The organism is Sulfurovum lithotrophicum, assembly GCF_000987835.1.
In the GTDB taxonomy this organism is placed as follows: Bacteria; Campylobacterota; Campylobacteria; order Campylobacterales; family Sulfurovaceae; genus Sulfurovum; species Sulfurovum lithotrophicum.
In genome coordinates this window covers 1,967,171-1,987,322 of record NZ_CP011308.1, presented here as the reverse complement: position 1 = coordinate 1,987,322, position 20,152 = coordinate 1,967,171, and the positions used below count along the sequence as shown (strand labels likewise).

20 protein-coding genes are annotated in these 20,152 nt (G+C 44.6%); 17 read left to right on the top strand and 3 right to left on the bottom strand.

Features of this window, described 5'->3' with window-relative positions:
* Positions 1 to 23 precede the first annotated feature (23 nt).
* From YH65_RS09790 to YH65_RS09775, 4 genes are all read left to right on the top strand, one after another.
* Positions 24 to 1,349 (top strand): NAD-binding protein, encoded by a 1,326-nt coding sequence (locus tag YH65_RS09790; protein ID WP_046551704.1) that lies wholly within the window; start codon positions 24 to 26, stop codon positions 1,347 to 1,349.
* Positions 1,331 to 2,785 carry a TrkH family potassium uptake protein gene (locus YH65_RS09785; RefSeq protein WP_046551703.1) on the top strand — a complete coding sequence of 485 codons (1,455 nt, stop codon included), beginning with the start codon at positions 1,331 to 1,333 and terminating at the stop codon, positions 2,783 to 2,785. The genes YH65_RS09790 and YH65_RS09785 overlap by 19 nt, the downstream gene beginning before the upstream one ends.
* A 98-nt stretch (positions 2,786 to 2,883) precedes the next feature.
* Positions 2,884 to 3,984: a cytochrome D1 domain-containing protein gene (locus YH65_RS09780; RefSeq protein WP_046551702.1), complete on the top strand. Its 1,101-nt coding sequence runs from the start codon at positions 2,884 to 2,886 to the stop codon at positions 3,982 to 3,984.
* Positions 3,985 to 4,404, top strand: a complete 420-nt coding sequence (locus YH65_RS09775) for a thioredoxin family protein (protein ID WP_052746178.1) — start codon at positions 3,985 to 3,987, stop codon at positions 4,402 to 4,404.
* On the opposite strand, the gene YH65_RS09770 is transcribed toward YH65_RS09775, so the two are convergent.
* Positions 4,399 to 5,340 (bottom strand): glycosyl transferase, encoded by a 942-nt coding sequence (locus YH65_RS09770; protein WP_245609196.1) that lies wholly within the window; start codon positions 5,338 to 5,340, stop codon positions 4,399 to 4,401. The genes YH65_RS09775 and YH65_RS09770 overlap by 6 nt on opposite strands.
* The gene (locus tag YH65_RS09765) at positions 5,306 to 6,319 is read right to left on the bottom strand and encodes a ribonucleotide-diphosphate reductase subunit beta (RefSeq protein ID WP_046551700.1); all 1,014 of its coding nucleotides are present in this window, start codon (positions 6,317 to 6,319) and stop codon (positions 5,306 to 5,308) included. The genes YH65_RS09770 and YH65_RS09765 overlap by 35 nt, the downstream gene beginning before the upstream one ends.
* Before the next feature lie 123 nt (positions 6,320 to 6,442).
* On the opposite strand from YH65_RS09765, the gene YH65_RS09760 reads away from it, so the two are divergent.
* From YH65_RS09760 to YH65_RS09710, 12 genes are all read left to right on the top strand, one after another.
* Entirely contained in the window at positions 6,443 to 7,474 is a 1,032-nt protein-coding gene (locus YH65_RS09760) for a type I glyceraldehyde-3-phosphate dehydrogenase (RefSeq protein ID WP_046551699.1), read from the top strand.
* Between the two features lie 142 nt (positions 7,475 to 7,616).
* Positions 7,617 to 9,713 (top strand): ribonucleoside triphosphate reductase, encoded by a 2,097-nt coding sequence (locus tag YH65_RS09755; protein WP_046551698.1) that lies wholly within the window; start codon positions 7,617 to 7,619, stop codon positions 9,711 to 9,713.
* Entirely contained in the window at positions 9,713 to 10,045 is a 333-nt protein-coding gene (lpdD, locus tag YH65_RS09750; RefSeq protein ID WP_046551697.1) for a prenylated flavin chaperone LpdD, read from the top strand. Before YH65_RS09755 ends, lpdD begins: the two co-directional genes overlap by 1 nt.
* Entirely contained in the window at positions 10,042 to 10,215 is a 174-nt protein-coding gene (nrdD, locus tag YH65_RS11500; RefSeq protein WP_046551696.1) for an anaerobic ribonucleoside-triphosphate reductase, read from the top strand. Before lpdD ends, nrdD begins: the two co-directional genes overlap by 4 nt.
* Positions 10,184 to 10,882 (top strand): anaerobic ribonucleoside-triphosphate reductase activating protein, encoded by a 699-nt coding sequence (locus tag YH65_RS09740; RefSeq protein WP_425427556.1) that lies wholly within the window; start codon positions 10,184 to 10,186, stop codon positions 10,880 to 10,882. Before nrdD ends, YH65_RS09740 begins: the two co-directional genes overlap by 32 nt.
* 205 nt (positions 10,883 to 11,087) lie before the next feature.
* The gene (locus YH65_RS09735; protein WP_046551694.1) at positions 11,088 to 12,971 is read left to right on the top strand and encodes a proton-conducting transporter transmembrane domain-containing protein; all 1,884 of its coding nucleotides are present in this window, start codon (positions 11,088 to 11,090) and stop codon (positions 12,969 to 12,971) included.
* Positions 12,968 to 13,108, top strand: coding sequence for a hypothetical protein (locus YH65_RS11675; protein WP_245609195.1), 141 nt, complete (start codon positions 12,968 to 12,970; stop codon positions 13,106 to 13,108). Before YH65_RS09735 ends, YH65_RS11675 begins: the two co-directional genes overlap by 4 nt.
* Positions 13,108 to 13,887, top strand: coding sequence for a respiratory chain complex I subunit 1 family protein (locus YH65_RS09730; protein ID WP_245609194.1), 780 nt, complete (start codon positions 13,108 to 13,110; stop codon positions 13,885 to 13,887). Before YH65_RS11675 ends, YH65_RS09730 begins: the two co-directional genes overlap by 1 nt.
* A 3-nt stretch (positions 13,888 to 13,890) precedes the next feature.
* Complete coding sequence (locus YH65_RS09725) at positions 13,891 to 14,484, top strand: hydrogenase (RefSeq protein ID WP_046551693.1); 594 nt, start codon at positions 13,891 to 13,893, stop codon at positions 14,482 to 14,484.
* A complete protein-coding gene (locus YH65_RS09720) occupies positions 14,481 to 15,896 on the top strand; it encodes a proton-conducting transporter transmembrane domain-containing protein (protein WP_084722067.1) in 1,416 nt (471 codons plus the stop codon). The genes YH65_RS09725 and YH65_RS09720 overlap by 4 nt, the downstream gene beginning before the upstream one ends.
* Positions 15,893 to 17,260 carry a hydrogenase large subunit gene (locus tag YH65_RS09715; RefSeq protein WP_046551692.1) on the top strand — a complete coding sequence of 456 codons (1,368 nt, stop codon included), beginning with the start codon at positions 15,893 to 15,895 and terminating at the stop codon, positions 17,258 to 17,260. Before YH65_RS09720 ends, YH65_RS09715 begins: the two co-directional genes overlap by 4 nt.
* Positions 17,257 to 17,763, top strand: a complete 507-nt coding sequence (locus YH65_RS09710; protein WP_046551691.1) for an NADH-quinone oxidoreductase subunit B family protein — start codon at positions 17,257 to 17,259, stop codon at positions 17,761 to 17,763. The genes YH65_RS09715 and YH65_RS09710 overlap by 4 nt, the downstream gene beginning before the upstream one ends.
* Positions 17,764 to 17,768: 5 nt before the next feature.
* Here the strand turns inward: YH65_RS09710 and YH65_RS09705 are convergent, their stop codons facing one another.
* Positions 17,769 to 19,169, bottom strand: a complete 1,401-nt coding sequence (locus YH65_RS09705) for a chloride channel protein (protein WP_179944234.1) — start codon at positions 19,167 to 19,169, stop codon at positions 17,769 to 17,771.
* Between the two features lie 161 nt (positions 19,170 to 19,330).
* Between YH65_RS09705 and YH65_RS09700 the strand changes: the two genes are divergently transcribed.
* Positions 19,331 to 20,146: an SDR family oxidoreductase gene (locus YH65_RS09700; protein ID WP_084722103.1), complete on the top strand. Its 816-nt coding sequence runs from the start codon at positions 19,331 to 19,333 to the stop codon at positions 20,144 to 20,146.
* The last annotated feature ends 6 nt before the right edge of the window (positions 20,147 to 20,152 follow it).

The window sequence follows — 20,152 nt, the reverse complement described above, 5'->3', positions numbered from 1 at the left end:
ATGCTTTTTAAAAGGATGCCAAGATGGATATTATGATAGCCGGATCGGGAACGGTAGGGTACGGTCTTGCCCAGACACTTTCCTACCAGCACAATGTTATGGTCATAGACAAAGATATCTCCAAGCTCAACAAACTGGATGAAGATGTAGATGTCATGGTCGTCCATGGTGATATTGAGAACCCGAAAACCTACCAGATGCTCAACCTTGAGAAAATAGACCTGTTCATAGCTGTTACGGATTCGGATGAAGCCAATCTGCTCTCTACGCTTATTGTGGAAGATGTTGTTGAGATAAACAAAAAGATCATCAGGCTGAAAAATGATGGTTTTCTCAAAAGCCGTGTGCTTGAAAAGCTTTCAATAGACTATGCGGTATTCCCGGATATCACGACAGCTAACAAGGTCAAAGCACTCTTTACTTTCCCCAAAGCGAACAATGTCAAAATGTTCCACCAGACAAAACACAAACTTATTTCCATACGGGTACAGTACGATGCGCAAATGCTTTATCGTGTTAATGAGTTTATGAGTGATGCTGTAGCTATAGTAGGGATTGAGAGAGAAAAGAGATTTTTTGTTCCCAGCAAAGAGGAACGCATTGAAAAAGGGGATCTTGTCTATCTGTTTGGTGATATGGATGCCATTGAAAAGATCTCGGCTAAACTGGATGAAAAGATGCCTTCTTCCATTAAAAAGATCGTCATTTTCGGTGCCAATACCCTGGCCCAGAAGATTGCGAAGGCATTGTTGGACAAAAAACTGGATATCAAGATGATCGAAAAGGATATTTCCCATTGCCGTGCCGCTTCGGAACTGTTGCAGCATAGGGTAACGATCATCAATTCGGCTTATGAGGACCAGCGTTTGTTTGAAGAGGAGGGGCTTAAAAATGCCGATATGATCATCGCTGCGAGCCATGATGATGAAAAAAACATCGTCAAATGTATTGAAGCAAAAGAATACGGTATAGAAAAAGTCGTGGCGGTCAATAACGATAAAGCCTATTACAACCTCATGCACAAAATGGGTGTTGTGGTTGTCAGAGGCAGCAAGGCCGGGGCCCATTATGCGATCCTTGAGAAGATTTCTTCAAGTTCTATCGTTACGCAGAGGCACTATTGCGGAGGAAACGGGATACTGTTCATGCGAAAGATCTACCCCAATTCCGAGCTCATTGGCAAAAAGCCAAGAGAAGTGAAGATAGGCACATCAGTGCTTCTGCTCTCAAGAGAAGAGAAACTTTATGCCCTCTCGGACATTACTCAGTTTGAACAGGGAGATATTATCGCGGTTTTTGGCGAATATGACTATAAGGAAGAGATACAGCAGTGGATATACACGCTTTAAAAAATATTTTCAAATTCGTCTCTGTCATCGGTATAGCGTTGAGTTTCTTTCTGTTTACGGCTATTGTCGTGGGATGGGCCTACCAGGAAAATATGAACAGGTTCTTTGCTTTCGATCTTGCCTTGCTCGTTTTGAACGGAACCATTTATCTGCTGCTAAGAGAACACAGAATGAAGCTGAGTATCAAAGGCGGCATACTCTCGGTCAATCTGATATGGATCCTTCTGGGGGTAGCGGGTGCGATCCCTTTTCTGCTTTACACCGACATCACGCCTGCTGCTGCCTTTTTTGAGTCGGTCAGCGGATTCACCACCACAGGGGCTACGGTCTTTTCAGACATTGAATCGTTGCCAAAATCGATACTCTACCTCAGAAGCCTGATGCACTGGCTTGGGGGTATGGGAATCATCGTACTGGGGGTAGGGCTTTTCTCTCTGATCAACCCAAGTGGTTCCATGACACTGTTCAAAGCTGAATCAACAGGGATAAAGATGGAGAAGATCACGCCAAAGGTCAAAGATACCGCCATAAGATTGTGGGGTATCTACGTACTCTTTACTGTGGTGGATACCATTGCCCTGAAATGGGCAGGTATGAGCGGTTTCGATGCGATAAACCATGCATTTTCAACTATCTCTACGGGAGGCTTTTCTACGAAAAATGCTTCACTGGGGTATTATGATTCCAATACGATTGTATGGATCACGACCTTTTTCATGATCCTTTCAGGGATCAACTTCCTGGCTCACCTGAAACTCTTTTCCACCGGTAAAGCAGAGGGGTATAAAAGAGAAGAGGTGCTTTGGTATCTGGCTATATTTATTGTGCTTTCACTGCTCTTGAGCAGTGTTGATATCTTTGTGGACTATGACAGTTATTTTCATGCCCTGACACATGCCTCTTTTACGGTTGCGTCCGTACTGACCACAACAGGGTTTGCCACGCTTGACTATGAACAATGGGGGCATATGGCGATCGCGGTGATTTTTATAGCCATGCTGATAGGCGGAAACGCCGGATCGACGGCAGGGGGTGTGAAAGTGATACGTTACATTGTATTGTTCAAGAATATTTCTGTACAGTTTAAGAGAACATTGCATCCCAACGCAGTACTGAGTGTTTTCATAGACCATCAGAAGGTTTCGTCCCAGATCATCTCGTCCACGACAGGGTTTATTTTTCTTTTTGTGATGACCAATATGTTACTGACACTCTATCTGTTTGCAGGAGGATTTGATGCCATGACTTCCGTATCGACCGCTTTGGCATGTGTAGGGAATATCGGGCCGGGATTTGCCCTGACTGGGCCAGCACATAATTACGGGTTCTTCTCGGATATTGATAAAATAGTTCTTTCTATGGGGATGATCATTGGCAGGCTTGAATTTTATACGGTATTCTTACTCTTCAGCCGAACTTTCTGGAAAAAATTTTAATGTTTTCTCGTACCTTTCCCTAAATTGACATTTATCAACAGAGTTGTTATATATTTTTCAGTACAATAGAACCAATTTTGTAAGATAAGGATAAATATATGAAATATCTCCTCTCTGTGCTCCTTCTGGTAACAACCTTTTTTTCAGCATCGCTAAATGCAAAGGAAAAGTATTTTGTCGTAGAGCGTGAAAGTGAATCGGTTGCCGTTATTGAGGATGGCCTGGCCAGAAGACATATGGAACATATGCATAACATGAATCACGGGATCATCAAGTTTGATGGTGACGATGCCTACCTGATCAGTCGTGATGGCTATATTGTGAAATTTGATCCTAAAACGGAAAAAGTGGAAGCAGAATACAAAACGAGCAAGTCCGCTATCGGTTTTGTTATCGGGAAGAATTATGTTGCCGTAGCCAACTACGATGACAAATCGGTTGATATTCTGACGCGTGATCTCAAACCTATAGACAAGATCGTGACCGGTTCAAAGAATGTGGGTATCAAGATATACAAGGATATGATCATCTTTGCACAGATGGATAACGACAAGGTCACTGTGCTTAAAGATGAAAATGCAGGAAAAGGGACACCGAAATTCAAGATATTCAAAGAATTCAAAGTAGGAAAGATGCCTTTTGATGCGATGATAAAGGACAATACGTATATTGTCGGCTTCTTCCTGAGTAAAGCATTTGGTGTGATCGACCTGGACAAGATGACATATTCCGAGATAAAAGTGACGGCCGAAGACAATAAACCTGTGCTGAAAGTACCGCATTTCGGTTTCTGGTCACTCAGTGATGATAAAACATTCATTCCTGCCGTAGGCGATAATGCCGTGATGGTCTATGACAACCATTTTAACTTTATCAAAAATATCGAAACACAGGGTTTGCCTGTATTTACCTCGCTCAGCCCGGATAAAAAATATCTGGCAGTGACCTATTCTGGAAAAGATTTCCCGACGATCCAGATTATCGATACCAAAACATTGAAGGTTATAAAAACATTTACGTTTAAAGGGAAGGTGTTGCATGTGAGATGGTCTCAGGAGTATCCGCACCTTTATGTCTCCGTGAATGATGCCAACCAGGTCAATGTGATCGATACGGATGAGTGGTTCCTTCAAAGAGAGATTTACCAGGTGAAACATCCTTCGGGAATATTCCTCTATCAGACGGATAACAAAAAATAAGTGTTGTCAAAACAGCCTGTCGTATCTCTGCTCTTTTTACTCTTCCCGCTTATTGTTTCGGCCGATTTCGTACATTGGCTGGGAGCGTATGACACGGCACACCAAAAAGCACTGAAAGAGCAAAAATCTCTTCTTGTTCTCGTAGTTAAACAAAACTCGGCACTCTCCGACAAAATTATTCAAACTGCTTTTATGAACAAGCCTTATGTCGATACGATCAATGAGAAGATGGTTGCAGTTATTGTAATCTATGAAGGAAACAAGAGCTACCCTGTAGAGATGTATTATACGACTGTATTTCCGACACTGTTCTTTGTTGACAGTGAGAAGGAACTTTTTTGGAGAGAACCGCTTTATGGAGAAGAGATAACGCCTGATCTACTGGAGAAAACCGTAGGGTGCGTAAGCACGCACCTATAGCCTGATCTGGCTTTTCAGTTCCAGCATACCCTCTTCAATTGTGTTTATCTTTCCAGCTAAAAACAAAATGACAGCGGCATTGAGCCTCGCCAGTTTTATCAGTTCGTCACCCGGGTTCTGTATGAGTTCAAGAGATCTCTCGAGGGTGATCGGTTCTCTGGATTTTGAATAGGCAATGCCGAATGCTCCGGGATCGACTTTCATTTCTGTCACTTCATCATTCTCCACAATGGTGATGCTGCACTTGCTGAAGATCTCCGGTGTACCTTCATTCCCTTTGATGATGATCAGTTTCTTGTAACGGTCTTTATAAAGTGCGATATACTTTTCGATGAAGGGTTTGTGGAAGGCACCGATGATGGCCGTATTGCTTTGGGAGATACCCAGCAGTTTTTCGATGGTATTGAAAGAGCTTCTTAACCCCAGTTTTGCCCTGATATCACTAAATTCGTAGAGTTCCGGAAAATAGTCTTTTCTGTCGTAGAAACGGACATTGGCGGGCAGGGTGACATTGTCACATATCTCTTTGAGCGTGATGCCGCCTTTGGCTGGCTGAAGCAGTCCGCCGTGCAGAGAGAGAATCACATTGAACTTTTGCAGATACTGTGCTGTCAATGGAAGCAGGTAGGGATTCTTTACTTTCCCGTCATAAGGGTAGCCGAACTCGATGGAGTTGGGAAGGGGGTCATGTTTAATGAACTCGTCGAAGACCTCTATGGCCCCGGCAAATTCATCGATGCTCTCACCTTTGACCCTCCAGCCCAGCATGAATGCTGCGATCTGTTCAGGGATAACTTCTTTTTTCAGGAAAGCCTGTATAACGGTTTTCATCTCCTCTTTGCTGAGATCACGGTTGCGTTTGGGACCGGTGCCGACACACTTAAGATAAGGGAGGAACTCTTTAGAAGTCATTGAGGTCGATGCTTGATTTGGCATAGTTGGAGACGTTGCTCTCGAAGAAGTTACTTTTGACTTCGTTCATCTCCAGGTGTTTGGTGACCAGTTTCTGAAGATAGGTCGTTGCACTCTCGTCAAAAATGGGATCGAGTCCGATTTTTTTGAGGCGGTCGTTGGCATAATTGTAAACAGTCTGCTCCATCAACTCATGCGTTATCCCCATAATAGGGAACTGGTCAAGAAGATAGTGCCCGTACTCCAGTTCGATCTTGACGGCATCTTCTATCATCTTATAGGCTGCATCGATGGTGGATGTTGCGATATTGTTCTCTTTCTGGATGGTCTTGAAGATATTTGCAAAGAGCGGTAGGTGGGTGTTGAGCTCGTCTCTTGCGATGAATTTGATCATATCCCGTGCACCGGGTACTTTGTCCCCCAGCAGGTAGATGTAGGAGAAACCGAGCAGGAAGTAGATCCCCTCGAGGTTCACGCTTGCCATAGCAGAGAGTAGCATCTTGTCCGCGGAACCCCCGTCGATATATTTGGCGAACTGTTCGGCGACCTGCAGGTTCTTTTTGTTGAGTGCGGCGTCATACTTGTAAAGGTTGAAGACTTCTTCGGAGTTCCCGCAGGCATCGAGCAGTACCGCATAGGATTTGGAGTGGTTGACTTCCTGCATGATCTGCAGCGAGATGACCGATTTGACCAGACGGTTGTTCGCCAGCCGTCTGAAGTCACTGAGGTACTCCTCCTGTGCGGAGTCGTTGAAACTCAGCTGTGCAAAGGTCATTTTGTAGATGGACTGCTCATTATCCGTAAGCGCTTCGAAATTTTTCTTTTCCGTACTGGTATTGACTTCGGAAGGAAACCAGGTATTGGCATTCATCAGATCATAAATATTGCTGTCCCATCGGTATTTGGAACGGTTGAAGTCGACGAAACCCGTCGGGGAGCCGCCATAGATCTTCTCATCGAGTATCTCTTCACCCTGCGGGTTGTAGTAGTGCTTGACATCCATATATCTATTCTCCAGTCATATAAATATACCATTTTACCTTTTTAATTTTCTAAATGTGTTGATAATTGTCAATTTTGATACTTGTCAATGGTAAGTGTATGGATTTTGACTATAATCGATGGCATGAAAAAAGATCAAAAGATACGCATCTTCATTAACGGGTTCGGACGTATAGGCAGAAGTGCAGCACGTATTCTGCTTGAAGATGACAGTTTTGAACTGGTCGGTATCAATGATCTTTACAATTATGAACAGATGGCCTATCTTTTAAAGTATGATTCCCTTTACGGTACATTGAAGCATACTGTCAGCCTGAATAACGGAACACTTCTTATCGATGGGTCTCCCGTGAAGCTTTTTTGCGAGAGAGACCCTGCGAGAATGGATCTTCACTCTTTGAATGTGGATGTTGTTCTGCAGTGCAGCGGTATGTTTCTGACAACACACTCCAATCTGCCATTGATCGGGAACGGAGCCAAAAGGGTGATCGTCTCTGCACCCATGACGGATGATACCCCGACCTATATATTCGGTGTGAACCATCGGGAGTACAGGCAGGAGTCCATCATCTCCAACTCCAGTTGTTCGGCCAATGCCATTGTCCCCCTTTTTAAGATCATAGACGGTCATTTTGGGATCGATGCTGCAATGATGAGTATGTACCACAGTTATACGGCATATCAGAATCTGCTTGACGGAAAACACTATTCCAAAGATATACGCAGGACCCGTTCGGCTACACAGAATATCATTCCTCTCCTCAGCAGTGCTGCCGAGGCCACCGGGTACTTTTTTCCGCATCTAAAGGGTCGAATGTATGCAAAAAGCATTCGTGTGCCCATCCCCGGTACCACGCTGTATGCGTTGGATATCAGGATCAAAAAAGAGACGACTGTCGAAGAGGTAAATGAGATACTTTTGCAGGAGGCAGAAACAGCGTATTCCTATATACTGGACGCAACGGCATTTCCCCGATCTTCCGAGGAATATGTACAAAACCCCTACAGTGCTGTAGTGAACCTCCCCTTTACTGCTATTGTGGGAGATGATCTTCTCAGGATCTCCGCCTGGCAGGATAATGAGTATGGCTATGCCAAAAGACTGGTAGATATAGCAAAGCATCTTGGTTATTCAGATGCTTCTGTAGCACAATAGTCAATTAATTTTATTGATCTCCATCAAAAAGTAGCAGTAAAAAACAGACTGTCAAGAAGATATTGAATTTATTGACAATTGTCAAACCATTTTTTTACAGCTTCTATTATAATACCGGCATGTTGTACCAGGAGCAGAACTTATGATAAAAACAATAATAAAAAGAGATGGATCTTCCCAGAAATTTGTACCGTTCAAGATCGAGGATGCCATCAAAAAGGCATTTGACAGTGAAGCCAAAGCATATGACAAGCATGTCTTTACTGAACTGATGGAGAGTATTAAGGACAGAGATGAAATCTCTGTTGAAGAGATCCAGGACCTGATAGAAAAAGTTCTTTACGAGCATCGGCATTTTGAAGTAATGCGATCTTTCATACTCTACCGACATATGCATAAGATACAAAGAGAACAGATACTGGGACTGAATGAGGACACGACCTACATCAATTCTACGCAGACCATTAAAGAGTATATAGACAAAGCGGACTGGAGGATCAATGCCAACTCGAACACGGGCTACTCCAATGCCGGTCTGGTCAACAATACTGCAGGAAAGGTGATCGCCAACTTCTGGCTGGATTCGATCTACTCCAAGGAGGAAGGATATGCGCACCGGGACGGGGATTACCATATCCATGACCTGGACTGTCTGACCGGATATTGTGCCGGATGGAGTCTTCGGGTACTCTTGGATGAAGGCTTCAACGGGGTAAGAGGGAGGGTGGAGAGCCGTGCTCCAAGGCATTTCAGGGAAGCACTGGGACAGATGGCAAATTTTCTGGGTATTTTGCAGAGTGAGTGGGCGGGAGCACAGGCATTCTCCTCTTTCGACACTTATCTGGCACCCTATGTGTTTCGGGACAAGCTCTCCTATGGTGAGATCAAAAAGGCGATAAGAAGTTTTGTGTATAACCTTAATGTACCGGCCCGATGGGGGCAAAGTCCTTTTACCAATATCACCATAGACTGGACAGTGCCTGCCGATCTGAAGGATCAGATACCTACAAGAGAGCAGATCCATCTGTTTCATGATCTGGATGATGAAGTGTTGCTGGAGGCTGCCAAAGGGAGAGATGGGACGATCCGCTCTTTTGAAAGCATGACCTATAAGCATTTTCAGCCCGAAATGAACCTTATCAACAAGGCATTCTATGAAGTAATGACTGAAGGGGACAGGAACGGGCAGCCTTTTACATTTCCCATTCCTACAGTGAACATTACCGAAGAGTTTGACTGGTATGGGGAAAATACCGACATTCTTTTTGAGAACACGGCAAAGATCGGCTCTTCCTATTTTCAGAATTTCATAGGCAGCCAGTATGTAAGGAATGACAAAGGCGAACTCATTCCCAATGAAGAGGCATATAAACCTGGACATGTCAGAAGTATGTGCTGTCGGCTGCAGCTGGATCTTCGTGAGCTTCTCAAAAGAGGGGGCGGACTCTTCGGGAGTGCCGAAATGACGGGAAGTATAGGAGTTGTGACGATCAATATGGCGCGATTGGGATATCTGTATGCGGGAGATGAAGAGAAACTTCTGGCACGGCTTACGAAACTGATGGAGTATGCCTATTCGACACTTGAGAAGAAAAGGATATTCATACAGGAGATGTATGACAGGGGGCTTTACCCCTATACAGCAAGGTATCTGCCCGGATTCAACAACCACTTCTCTACGATCGGTGTCAACGGCATGAATGAAATGATACGAAACTTCACAGCTGACAAACATCATATAGCCGATGCATTTGGAAAAGAGATGGCAATGCGGATCCTGGATTTCATGAGAGAACAGCTGAAGGAGTTTCAGGAACGTTCGGGCAATCTCTATAATTTGGAAGCCACACCGGCCGAGGGGACGACCTACCGCTTCGCCAAAGAAGATGCCAAAAGGTATAACGATATTATCCAGGCGGGAACAAAAGAGAACAACTATTATACCAACTCTTCACAGATCCCTGTATTTTATACGGATGATCCTTTTGAAGCATTGATGCTGCAGGATGACCTTCAGTGTAAATATACAGGAGGGACAGTGCTGCACCTGTATATGAGAGAGAAGATAAGCTCTTCAGAAGCAGCCAGAAAACTGGTGAGAAATGTTATTGGCAACTTTAGGCTGCCTTACATTACGGTGACACCGACATTTTCCATTTGTGACAAGCACGGGTATCTCTCGGGAGAATATGAGTATTGCCCCAAGTGTGATGAAGAGATCCTGCAGAAGGCAAGCTGATGATCCATGCAGGAGAAGGGCGCTACCGGGTGACATTGGAGTTCTTCGAGATAGGCAATGATCGATTGGTCATTATTACGGGTGGAGAGGAGGCGCATATAGGTTCGGCTACATTGATGGACGGAAAGAAAGGCTTACAGACCATAAGTAAGAAAGGGCATAAAGATTATGTCATTTCAGAAAAAATGGCGAGTATTATTTATGATACAATAGAAAAAGACCTGCTGGTAGTTTGCGGCATTCATATTGAGAATGCCAGTAAAGAAGAGATCGATCTATTGATCAGTCATACGCAGAAATGTGTAGATATATTTTTAAAGGAGAAGAAATGAAGCAGCAACAAATACTGGAAAAACATAGAGAAGAACGCAGCAAATGTATTGTTTACACAAGAGTAATGGGTTACCACAGACCTGTAGAGAGTTTTAATATCGGTAAAAAAGGTGAACATCAGGAGCGAAAGTTTTTTCTTGAAAAAAGATCACAAAGCAATGCCGCATAAACCGCTTTATGATATTACGCCCTTTACAGCCCTGGATTACCCTGATCACCTGGCGGCCATCTTTTGGTTTGCCAAGTGCAATATGCGCTGTGTATATTGCTACAATAAAGATATTGTATTTGGGGAAGGAGAGATAAGCCAGGAGGAGGCCATAGCATTCCTCAAAAGCAGAGTAGGGCTTCTTGAAGCGGTGGTCCTCTCCGGAGGTGAAGCCACGCTTTACAGTGATTTGGCGGGTTTCTGTAAAAAGATAAAGCAGTTAGGATTCAAGATCAAGCTTGATACAAATGGATTGAATCCGGAAATGATCCAAGAGTTGGTCGAGGAGAAGTTGATTGATTATATCGCTCTTGATTACAAGGCCCCCAAAGAGAAGTATTTGGAGATCACGAAGGATAAACATTTTGACCGTTTTTCAAAGACACTTAATTTTTTAATACAAAAACAGTTTCCTTTTGAAGTGCGAACAACAGTTCACAGTGACCTGCTAAGAGTAGAAGAGATTAACAGAATCATCAGAGATTTGGTCAAAAGAGGATACAAGGGTACGTATTATCTGCAACCTTTTGTTTTTACAGAGCATACAATCGGAAAAGTGAAAGAAGAGAAAAAACCTTTTGATACATCACAGCTTTGGGATGAGTTGAACGTGGTTTGGAGAAAATAGAGGTTAACATCTCAAGGCTTGATTGTTTTTTCAGTTGTTTGTTGTTGATACGTATCAAAATAATGCAAGATCTTAAACAGAAGTTATCTTAAGGACTTTGGGAGTATAATTCCGTAAATATTTTAGGACTCTTCACAGCCCTCCTGTCCGATGGAACACCCACCGAACTCGTATATCCGTATTTGCAATTTTATGGAGTTGTGTTATGTTTCAGTTTGATACCCTTTCCGTGATTTTTGTTGCACTGATCCTTCTGGGTACGATCCCAAATCTTTTTTATTCGTACGGATACCTTCCCGATATCGAAAGAAAAATACATTATCAGCTGCACTATTTTGCATTCATCCTCTCCATGCTGGGCGTTGTTGTCTCTGCCAATGCCCTTGTCTTTTTGCTTTTCTGGGAATTGATGAGTCTGACAAGCTGGCAGCTGATCCTGACGGAAGCGAAAGAGAAAAAGACCATTGAAGCGGCCAAGTTCTATTTTATTATGACCCATTTCGGTTTTGTATTTCTGCTGCTCTTCTTCCTGATAGTCACTGACGGTGACCTTGAAATAGGTTTTGCCGCCATGCATGGGATCGCTTCGGCATTCGCGTACCCGACACTGCTTTTCTTCTTTTTGATCCTTGGTTTCCTGAGTAAGGCCGGGGCGGTTCCTCTGCATGTCTGGCTGCCTTATGCTCATCCGGAAGCCCCTTCCCCGGTTTCGGCACTCATGAGCGGTGTGATGCTGAAAGTGGCCATTTACGGGATGTTCCGGTTTTTGTTCGATGTACTTTATCCCTGGCCGCTGGAGTGGGGGATAGTCATTTTGGTCATTGGTGCGCTCTCTTCGCTTGTAGGGGTACTGTATGCCCTGAGCGAACATGATATCAAAGCGCTTCTGGCGAACCATTCCATAGAAAATATCGGTATTATACTCATGGGTTTCGGGATGGGAATGATCTTTGACAGTATGCACTTGAAGGTTTTGAGTTCTTTCGCTTTTATTGCGGCACTTTTCCATACCTTCAACCATATGAGTTTCAAATCGTTACTCTTTATGGGAGCGGGTTCTGTGCTGCATCAGACACATACAAAGAACATAGAAAAATACGGCGGCCTCATTAAATCCATGCCTATAACGGCTCTGACCTTTTTGCTTGCGTCTATTTCCATTTCTGCTTTGCCGCCAACGAACGGGTTTTTAAGCGAATGGATGATCTTCCAGTCCATGCTCGGCTCAAGCCATCTTGGCAATATGTCCCTAAAACTGGCGATTCCCTTTGCCATTTTTGCTCTTGCCATGACGGGTGGTCTGGCGATCGCCTGCTTTGTCAAAGCCTATGGCATTACCTTTCTTGGCCTGCACAGAAGTACCAATGCAAAACATGCCCATGAGGTTAATTTTCTGATGCGGTCCGGCTTGATACTTATGGCACTGGTGGTTATCTCACTGATGCTCTTTACACCGTTCTATATAGCATGGTTCGACAAAGGGCTTGTAGCACTGGGACATCTTTCAGTGTACGACAAGATCTTCCCTGAAGGAGTGCTGCATATGCACTCAGTAAGCATGCACGGCGGTGTGGTCTCTCCGCTTATCCTGCTGGCGGCGCTGATAGGCGTAACGGCACTGCTGATGTTTGCATATAAAACACTGAAGGTCAAAGAGCGGGTACACCATACCTGGGGATGCGGATACAGAACATCGGCAAAGACACAATACACAGCTACAGGATTTGCAGGCCCTATCCGACGATTTTTCAACTGGCTGTATAAACCGGAGGAGCATTTCTGCAAAGAGACGCTGGCAGGGCATGAGAGCAAATTCAGCAGTTCCCATTACGAAGTCCATGTCAAGCCTCTGTTTGAAACGTCACTCTACAACTCTGTCTCCAAAGTGGCCAATGCGATCAGCTACTGGGTCTATCGTCTGTCACATTTTGAGCAGACACGCTATGCCGCGATGATTTTCAACCTGATGCTGATAGTGCTTTTCAGCTACAGGATTTTTGCACATACTTTTTCATGGGCGACTTTTGTGCTTGAAGGTATCGTCATGATTATTTCGATCAAAGTACTGATCATAGGAGATAAAAAATGATCACCTATCTGTTGACGATCGTTCTGCTGCTTCTTTTGGCACCTTTACTGCTTTCTTTCATCAAGGCGGTCAAGATGCTGCTGCTCTTTAAAAAACCGTTTCTGTTTTTCAGGGCTACAGGAATTTCTCAAAACTGATGCAGAAAGAGACGATCATTTCCGAAGAGACAAGTGCGATGACACGTTATGCGCCGTTCCTGGTCCTCTCTCCGCTGCTTGTCGTACTCTTTTTTCTGCCGCCTGTAGTTCATGGGGCCTTTTATGTGAGTTTTATGGATGCCTTCACTATTACGGGGCTCATATCGCTTTCAACCTTTTTCCTGATGCTTCTGGGACTGGACAGCGCAAGTGCTTTTGGCGGTATGGGCAGTTCGAGAGAAGCGTTCATTGCCGCGCTTGTGGAACCGGCTATGGTTTTGACCATCTTCAGTGTTTCCATGATGGCAGGGGATCTGGGGGTAGGGCAGGCAGGTGTCAATCTTGCAGCACATTTCCCCAAGGAACATATGGCAAGCTTTTTGTTTGCAGGTATCAGTTTTTTCATACTGCTTCTGGCTGAAAATGGCCGTATACCCATCGACAACCCTGAAACACACCTGGAGCTTACCATGGTACATGAAGCGATGATACTCGATCTGACAGGTGTCTATCTTGCGATCATCGAGAGTGCATCTTCCGTAAAATTTATCATTTTTTCTTCACTTTTTGTATCACTTTTTCTGCCGCTGGGGTTGGAGTATAGTGCGCCTATAGCCGTGTTGTTCTTTGTCGCGAAACTCTTCCTTGTTGCATTTGCCGTAGCGCTTATAGAAGTGAACACAGCAAAACTCAGGCTCTTCAAGGTTCCCAACCTGCTTGGCATTGCGATCGTGTTCGCTTTTTTGTCTTTGATCACTTTTTATGTACTGGGGGCTTGAATTATGGTTGATTTTCTGATCGGATTGTTTTTGGCTTCTCTTATCACGGCCCTCTTTGCCACAAGGCTGTATCGGTTGCTTTTGTGGTATTCTCTCAATTCGCTGATGCTGGGGTTACTGGCACTTTTCATAGGGAAAGAGCTGGATGACAAAGCGATGCTGATCACCGGTGTGGCGACGATCCTTATCAAAGCAGTGGGGATACCATACTTCTTTAAAAATATGAGTCAGAAATTTCACTTTGTACGTCAGGTCACCCCGGAAATCAAGGTGCAGTATGCCATTATGCTTATTCCGGCGATCCTGGTCTTTACCTTTTACCTTGCAGATCCGATCACCCATATGATGAGTGGCAATGCCAATTACGTTGCGATCAGCATTTCCTCGCTTTTCCTATCTCTTCTGCTTATGATGGAGCACAGAAATGTCGCACCGAAGATCATAGGTTTCCTCAGCATGGAGAATGCACTGTTTCTGCTGGGGATCACGGCGACAGACGGGATGCCGATGCTGGTGGAGCTTGGCATCTTCTTCGACCTGCTGATGGCGATCGTGGTCATTAACCTGCTTTTCCATAAAGAGGAGACTACATTATGATGCTGACTCTGCTTATTCTTCCTGCGATCATTATGTTCATCGTCAGCTTTTTCAAACATAAAAAAGCGAAATTCCTTCTGGCGATCACCTCTTTGATGATTCTCCTGCCGATCGTGGAACTTTTTCTTCTCCCCAAACCCTACAGTATCTGGGACAGTTATCTGGTGGCGGACAAACTCGATACCTACATTCTTCTGGTCTCGTCGATCGTTGGGATCGGTGTGACATCGGCACTTTTGACACTGGACAAACATGTCAGGGTATCTGCCAAAGCCTACAACCGTTTCTACCGCTTCTTTGCACTTTTCTGGGTAGGACTTATCTTCTCCATTTTGGCAAATCATATGGGGATCTATTGGATCGGTCTGGAACTTGCGACACTCTCCACCGTCTATATGATAAAGACCAATCATACCAAAGCGGCGCACAAAGAGGCATGGAACTACATGATCGTCGGTGCCATTGCGATCTCCCTGCTTCTTTTTGGTATTATTCTGATGTATGCCAGTGCCAAGCCTGTTTTGGGTGAAGATGCCATGCGTTTTGATCTGCTGGTAAAATATGCAGGCGATATTCCGTCTCCGTTCCTGTTTGAAATGGGTTTTGCCATTGCAACAGTAGGTATGTTCGTCAAGATGGGATTTTTCCCGATGAACCTCTGGCTGGCCAATATTGAAAGAGCTTCCTTCTATCCTGTAGCAGCACTCTTCAGCGGTATTCTGGAATCTGCAGTGATCATAGGTTTCTTCCGCTTCAGTGAAGTTGCCAGACAGGTCAACTATTCCCACCTCTTCGTTTTTGTATTTGTCTATACATTGCTGACGATCTTCATCGTTTCCTTCCTGATCTTCAGAGCCAAAGATTTTATGCGGCTTTTCTCCCTATCGGGTATAGAGCATATGGCACTGATCGCACTTTTCTGGGTGAGTGGCGGTACATTTGCCGCATTGCTGCATTTTGGAGCGCATGCTTTTTTGAAACCGGCACTTTTTCTTTCGACCGGTGTGCTTGAATCTCAGGGGAAATATCGGATCGCCGGGGCTTTGCGCGGATACAGCGGAAAAAAAGGTACCATTTTCTGGTTTCTGGTCTCTCTTTTTCTTCTGGCGATCATCTCGCTTCCCCCGAGTCCGATGTTCTTCAGCGAACTGTACGGATTTGCTGCCATGATAGACAATGCCAAACAGAGCGATCATATGTTGGCCATGATCGGTGCGGTATTACTGTTGCTGATATTGCTGTCGGTGATCTTTTACCGTTTTGTTGCGATCTACCAGTCCATGAAGTATGAGGGAGAAGAGAGTGAAAAGAGAGTCTATACCAGCGAACTTCTCGCATTGATCATTTTTGCTGTTTCCCTTGTTGCGCTTCTGCTGCCGGGATCGTTGGCATATCTAAGGAGTATTGCATGAGACTCATTGCCCGCTATGCAAAAGAGAGGGAAGGTACCTTTGAGATTGTCACGGTCTTTGAAAGCAAGACCCAAAGAGAAATGATCTCTAAAGAGAACCCTGTGATCAGGACTTTGGCAAAAAAGCATCCTTCAGCGATCTGGTTCGAGCGAAAAATGAGTGATGATTTTGGTATCATCATCGAGGATGCCTTCGACAAACGGCCACTGGTGCATCAGGAGCGTTTCCCCAAAGCCATACATCCTATGCAAAAGTCTTTCCAAAAGAATACGCTGGACTTTGCAGAATTTATACCCTACAAGTATGAAGCGATACAGGGTGACGGCGTTTTTCAGGTCTCTGTCGGACCTATCCATGCCGGGATCATCGAACCGGGTCATTTCCATTTTTCCCAGGCGGGAGAGGATATGCTGCATCAGGAGGTGCGACACTTTTACAAATACCGTGCAATAGAGAAGATGCTGGAAGGTAAAACACTGTTGGAAGCCAAACCTGTTATCGAACGTATTAGTGGGAACGAATCCATTGCCTACCAGACAGCCTGGCGTGATATCGTCTGTCAGGCAGCCGGTACGGAACTTCCGCTCTCCCTGAGAAAACGGCATGCTTTTCTGCTGGAAATGGAACGCATTATCCACCATTTGACCGATCTGGGGTTCATCCCCAACGATGCCGGGTTCGGTGCCGCACTGGCATTTGCCTCCAAACTGTCTGAAGATGCCAGACGGCAATTGCAAAAGGTAACGGGACACCGTTTCGGTTTTGATGCAATAGGGTTTGAGAACAAAGTACTCGATATAAGCTCTTTGCATGATTATCTTGAAGGACTGCAAAAAGATATTGTATTTTTTGAAACCTGGATCATGGATATTCCCTCACTGTGGGACCGGTTCGATACGACGGGGATCCTTCAAAAGGCTGATGCGCTCAAATACGATACGGTCGGTGTCGTGGCGAGGGCTTCCGGGTTCCCCCTTGACAGACGGTTGGAACCGTTCTATCTGGAGCATGGTTTTGAAATTCAAACAGAACAGAGCGGTGATGTGGCTGCACGATTCAAAGTCAGGCTGCAAGAGGTCAAAAATTCGATTGTCATGATGCAACACTTTCTGGAAGAGGATGATACACATATTGTCACAGGAAAGATCAATGACGGTGACTATACGGCTTTTGCGGAAAGTTCTCTGGGTGAACTGTTCATGAACATAGAGATCAAAGAGGGGATCATCGAGAGATTTTTTGTCAGAGATCCCAGTTTTATGAACTGGCAGACGCTTCATCTGATGATGCCGAACAATATCATTGCGGATTTTCCGCTTATCAATAAAAGTTGTGATCTCAGCTATGCAGGAAACGATCTATGATACAGTTTTGGAATAAAAGAGTCAAAGAGGGTATTTTAACAGAGAATACAGCCCTGGATAAAGAGTTGGAGGCGATTAAAAGAAAAATTAAAGAGAATGTTAAAAAGAAATTTGCAGGCTCTCTGGCTATCAGGATGGTAGACAGCGGAAGCTGCAATGCCTGTGAAGCCGAATGTAATGCACTTTCCAACCCCTACTATGACCTGGAGAGACTGGGCATTTACTTCGTTGCCAGTCCCAGGCATGCAGATGTCATGCTGCTCAGTGGTCTGATGACTTTCAATATGACACCACATGTGCTTGAGGCCTACAAGCAGATGCCTGAACCAAAATGGGTGATCACGCTGGGTGCCTGCCCGGTGATGGAAGCTCCCTTTGAAAAAACCTTTGCCGTAAAGGCACCTGCTGCCGATCATCTGCCCGTAGCACACCATATACCGGGCTGTCCTCCGGAACCGCTGGAGATCATAAAGGGTATATTGGATTTTTTGAAGAAGATTTGAGATCCCTAATTCTTCTTTTTCTGTTTTTTCTCTTTGAGCAGTTCACGTTTTGCCTGCAGCCTCTTTTTGAGTTTATTGAATTTGCTTTTTTCCGTATCTTCAAGTTCTGTATTGATGTTCTCAACCTCTTCACCTATTTTTACCGAGAGCATTTCGGATTTTTTCATTGCAAGTATCTGTGAGGAGAAGATACTTCGGTGTCCGGAGATCAGGAAAGAGATCACAGCCCCGAGTGCCGCATAGTGGGCGATATCGATCCCAAAAAGTTCAACAGCCATAATGGTTGAAGCAATAGGGGTATTGGTCGTAGCCGAAAGGACACTGACGAAGCCAAGTGCGGAAAAGATAACGACATGTTCCGGAGCGATCAGTGATCCAAAAGCATGACCGCTTGTCGCACCGATATAAAAAATGGGGGTGATGATCCCTCCGCTGCCTCCTGCACCCAGTGAAAGAGAGGTAAAAAGGGTTTTCAGCAGAAATGTGTACCAGTGAATATCGAGAAGATAGGTGGAGTTTGGATTGACCGTATGGTTGATGGTATCGAGTCCCAGGCCGATATACTCCTCTCCGAATATCAGTGTGAGTATTACGATCACTACCCCTCCGCCAAAGGCTTTGAGATAGATGTTGAGTTTGATATTTTTGATCACTTTCGCCGTGTGGGATACTGACGTGATGACAATATCGGATACAAAACCGAAAAAGAGTGCGGCGATGACCACCTTGATGATCAGAACGAAATCCAGTGAGATATCCTGATAAAAGTGCAGGTTGTAATAGGTATATTTGATCCCCAGGAACTGTGCCGTCGTAAAAGCGGCAAATCCGGCAATGAATGAAGGAAGCAGGACATCGTAGAGTATGACACCGATGATCAGCACTTCCACACCGAAGATCGCTCCGGCAACAGGGGTCCCGAACACTGTGGCAAATCCTGCACTGATACCGCAGATAACCAGTTTTTTACGATCCTGTTTGCTGAACTTGAAGAGTTCTGAGAGGGCGGAGGCGACACCGGCGCCTATCTGTGCACCGGGTCCCTCTTTACCTACGGAAGCACCGGCAAAGATGCTGATAACTGTTGCCAGAAGTTTGACGGGAATGACGGAAACATCTATTTTCCCGTCACTTTTGTGTACGGCAGAGATCACTTTTTCGGTTCCGTGTCCTTCAGCACTCGGTGCAAAGGTTTTTACCAGCCATACGGTGAATACAAGCGCAAAGGGCAGAAGGTAATAGTAGTTGAACGGTAAAAAGGAGCGTGAAGTGTCTGAATATTCCAGAATATTCAGAAAGAGTGTTACGACCGCACCAATGATCACTCCTACTACAGAAGACAAAAATACCCATTTGGCTACACTGAAAAAAATGACTGTCTGTTCCGTAATATGTTTTCGTATCATTTAAAAGTCCGAAATCTGGATTTTGGTCGTAGTGGTAATTATTATGCCACAAACAATGTAAATAGCAGTAGTGTCAGGTATGTTTTTTATGAATTCTATTGGTTTTATCGGGGTTGATGTTTATCAATGCGATTTCACAGCATTTTAACTATACTGTTTTTATGAAAAAGAGAGACATAACTGTATTGGTCACCGGTAGCAGCAGCGGTATGGGAAGAGCGTCAGTGCTTGCACTGGCAAAGCAGGGGTTCATTGTCTATGCAGCTTCCCGTACACCGGAAAAACTTTTTGATATTCAATCAGAATCCATACGTCCCGTGCACCTGGATATTACCGATATGCAAAGTATAAAAGAGACGATCGGTTTCATAGAACGGATAGATGTACTGGTGAACAATGCAGGATACGGACTGGTCTCTACAGTTGAAGATGTGAGAGAAGAGGAGATGTTCGATCAGTTCAATGTCAATGTCTTTGGCATCTTGCGTGTGTGTAAAGCGGTTATTCCGAAGATGCGAAAACAGGAATCAGGGGTCATTATCAATATCAGCTCTTTTCTCGGAAAGATCGGTCTGCCGTTGTTCACTTTTTACAATGCAAGCAAATATGCCGTGGAGGGGATTACTGATTCTCTGCGTTATGAGTTGAAAGATTTCAACATACGTGTACATGCCATTATGCCCGGTTTTTTCGATACGAATTTTGCACGGGATAACTTGGTGACCAATGCCAAGACCTTTGAAGAGGATTCACCTTATGCCAAAATGGTCTCAACACTTGCTCCGACCATCGTCGCACAGATCAATGAGGGAAACAGTACCGAAGAGGTTTCGGAAATGATCCTGGAGATCATAGAAAATGTAGATTTCCCTGCACGCAGAACGGCAGGAGACAAAGCCAAAAAATTTATCCCCATGAAAAAAGAGTTGAGTGATGAAGATTTTGAGCGCAGGGTAAGAGCCTATTATAACCTTTAAAAAGTG

What these genes read in the sequence shown, in the direction of transcription:
- YH65_RS09790 (WP_046551704.1), top strand. Translation starts at nt 24, where the DNA reads ATGGATATTATGATAGCCGGATCGGGAACGGTAGGGTACGGTCTTGCC.
- YH65_RS09780 (WP_046551702.1), top strand. Translation starts at nt 2,884, where the DNA reads ATGAAATATCTCCTCTCTGTGCTCCTTCTGGTAACAACCTTTTTTTCA.
- YH65_RS09770 (WP_245609196.1), bottom strand. Translation starts at nt 5,340, where the DNA reads ATGCCAAATCAAGCATCGACCTCAATGACTTCTAAAGAGTTCCTCCCT.
- YH65_RS09765 (WP_046551700.1), bottom strand. Translation starts at nt 6,319, where the DNA reads ATGGATGTCAAGCACTACTACAACCCGCAGGGTGAAGAGATACTCGAT.
- YH65_RS09760 (WP_046551699.1), top strand. Translation starts at nt 6,443, where the DNA reads ATGAAAAAAGATCAAAAGATACGCATCTTCATTAACGGGTTCGGACGT.
- YH65_RS09755 (WP_046551698.1), top strand. Translation starts at nt 7,617, where the DNA reads ATGATAAAAACAATAATAAAAAGAGATGGATCTTCCCAGAAATTTGTA.
- lpdD (WP_046551697.1), top strand. Translation starts at nt 9,713, where the DNA reads ATGATCCATGCAGGAGAAGGGCGCTACCGGGTGACATTGGAGTTCTTC.
- nrdD (WP_046551696.1), top strand. Translation starts at nt 10,042, where the DNA reads ATGAAGCAGCAACAAATACTGGAAAAACATAGAGAAGAACGCAGCAAA.
- YH65_RS09735 (WP_046551694.1), top strand. Translation starts at nt 11,088, where the DNA reads ATGTTTCAGTTTGATACCCTTTCCGTGATTTTTGTTGCACTGATCCTT.
- YH65_RS11675 (WP_245609195.1), top strand. Translation starts at nt 12,968, where the DNA reads ATGATCACCTATCTGTTGACGATCGTTCTGCTGCTTCTTTTGGCACCT.
- YH65_RS09730 (WP_245609194.1), top strand. Translation starts at nt 13,108, where the DNA reads ATGCAGAAAGAGACGATCATTTCCGAAGAGACAAGTGCGATGACACGT.
- YH65_RS09725 (WP_046551693.1), top strand. Translation starts at nt 13,891, where the DNA reads ATGGTTGATTTTCTGATCGGATTGTTTTTGGCTTCTCTTATCACGGCC.
- YH65_RS09720 (WP_084722067.1), top strand. Translation starts at nt 14,481, where the DNA reads ATGATGCTGACTCTGCTTATTCTTCCTGCGATCATTATGTTCATCGTC.
- YH65_RS09715 (WP_046551692.1), top strand. Translation starts at nt 15,893, where the DNA reads ATGAGACTCATTGCCCGCTATGCAAAAGAGAGGGAAGGTACCTTTGAG.
- YH65_RS09710 (WP_046551691.1), top strand. Translation starts at nt 17,257, where the DNA reads ATGATACAGTTTTGGAATAAAAGAGTCAAAGAGGGTATTTTAACAGAG.
- YH65_RS09705 (WP_179944234.1), bottom strand. Translation starts at nt 19,169, where the DNA reads ATGATACGAAAACATATTACGGAACAGACAGTCATTTTTTTCAGTGTA.
- YH65_RS09700 (WP_084722103.1), top strand. Translation starts at nt 19,331, where the DNA reads ATGAAAAAGAGAGACATAACTGTATTGGTCACCGGTAGCAGCAGCGGT.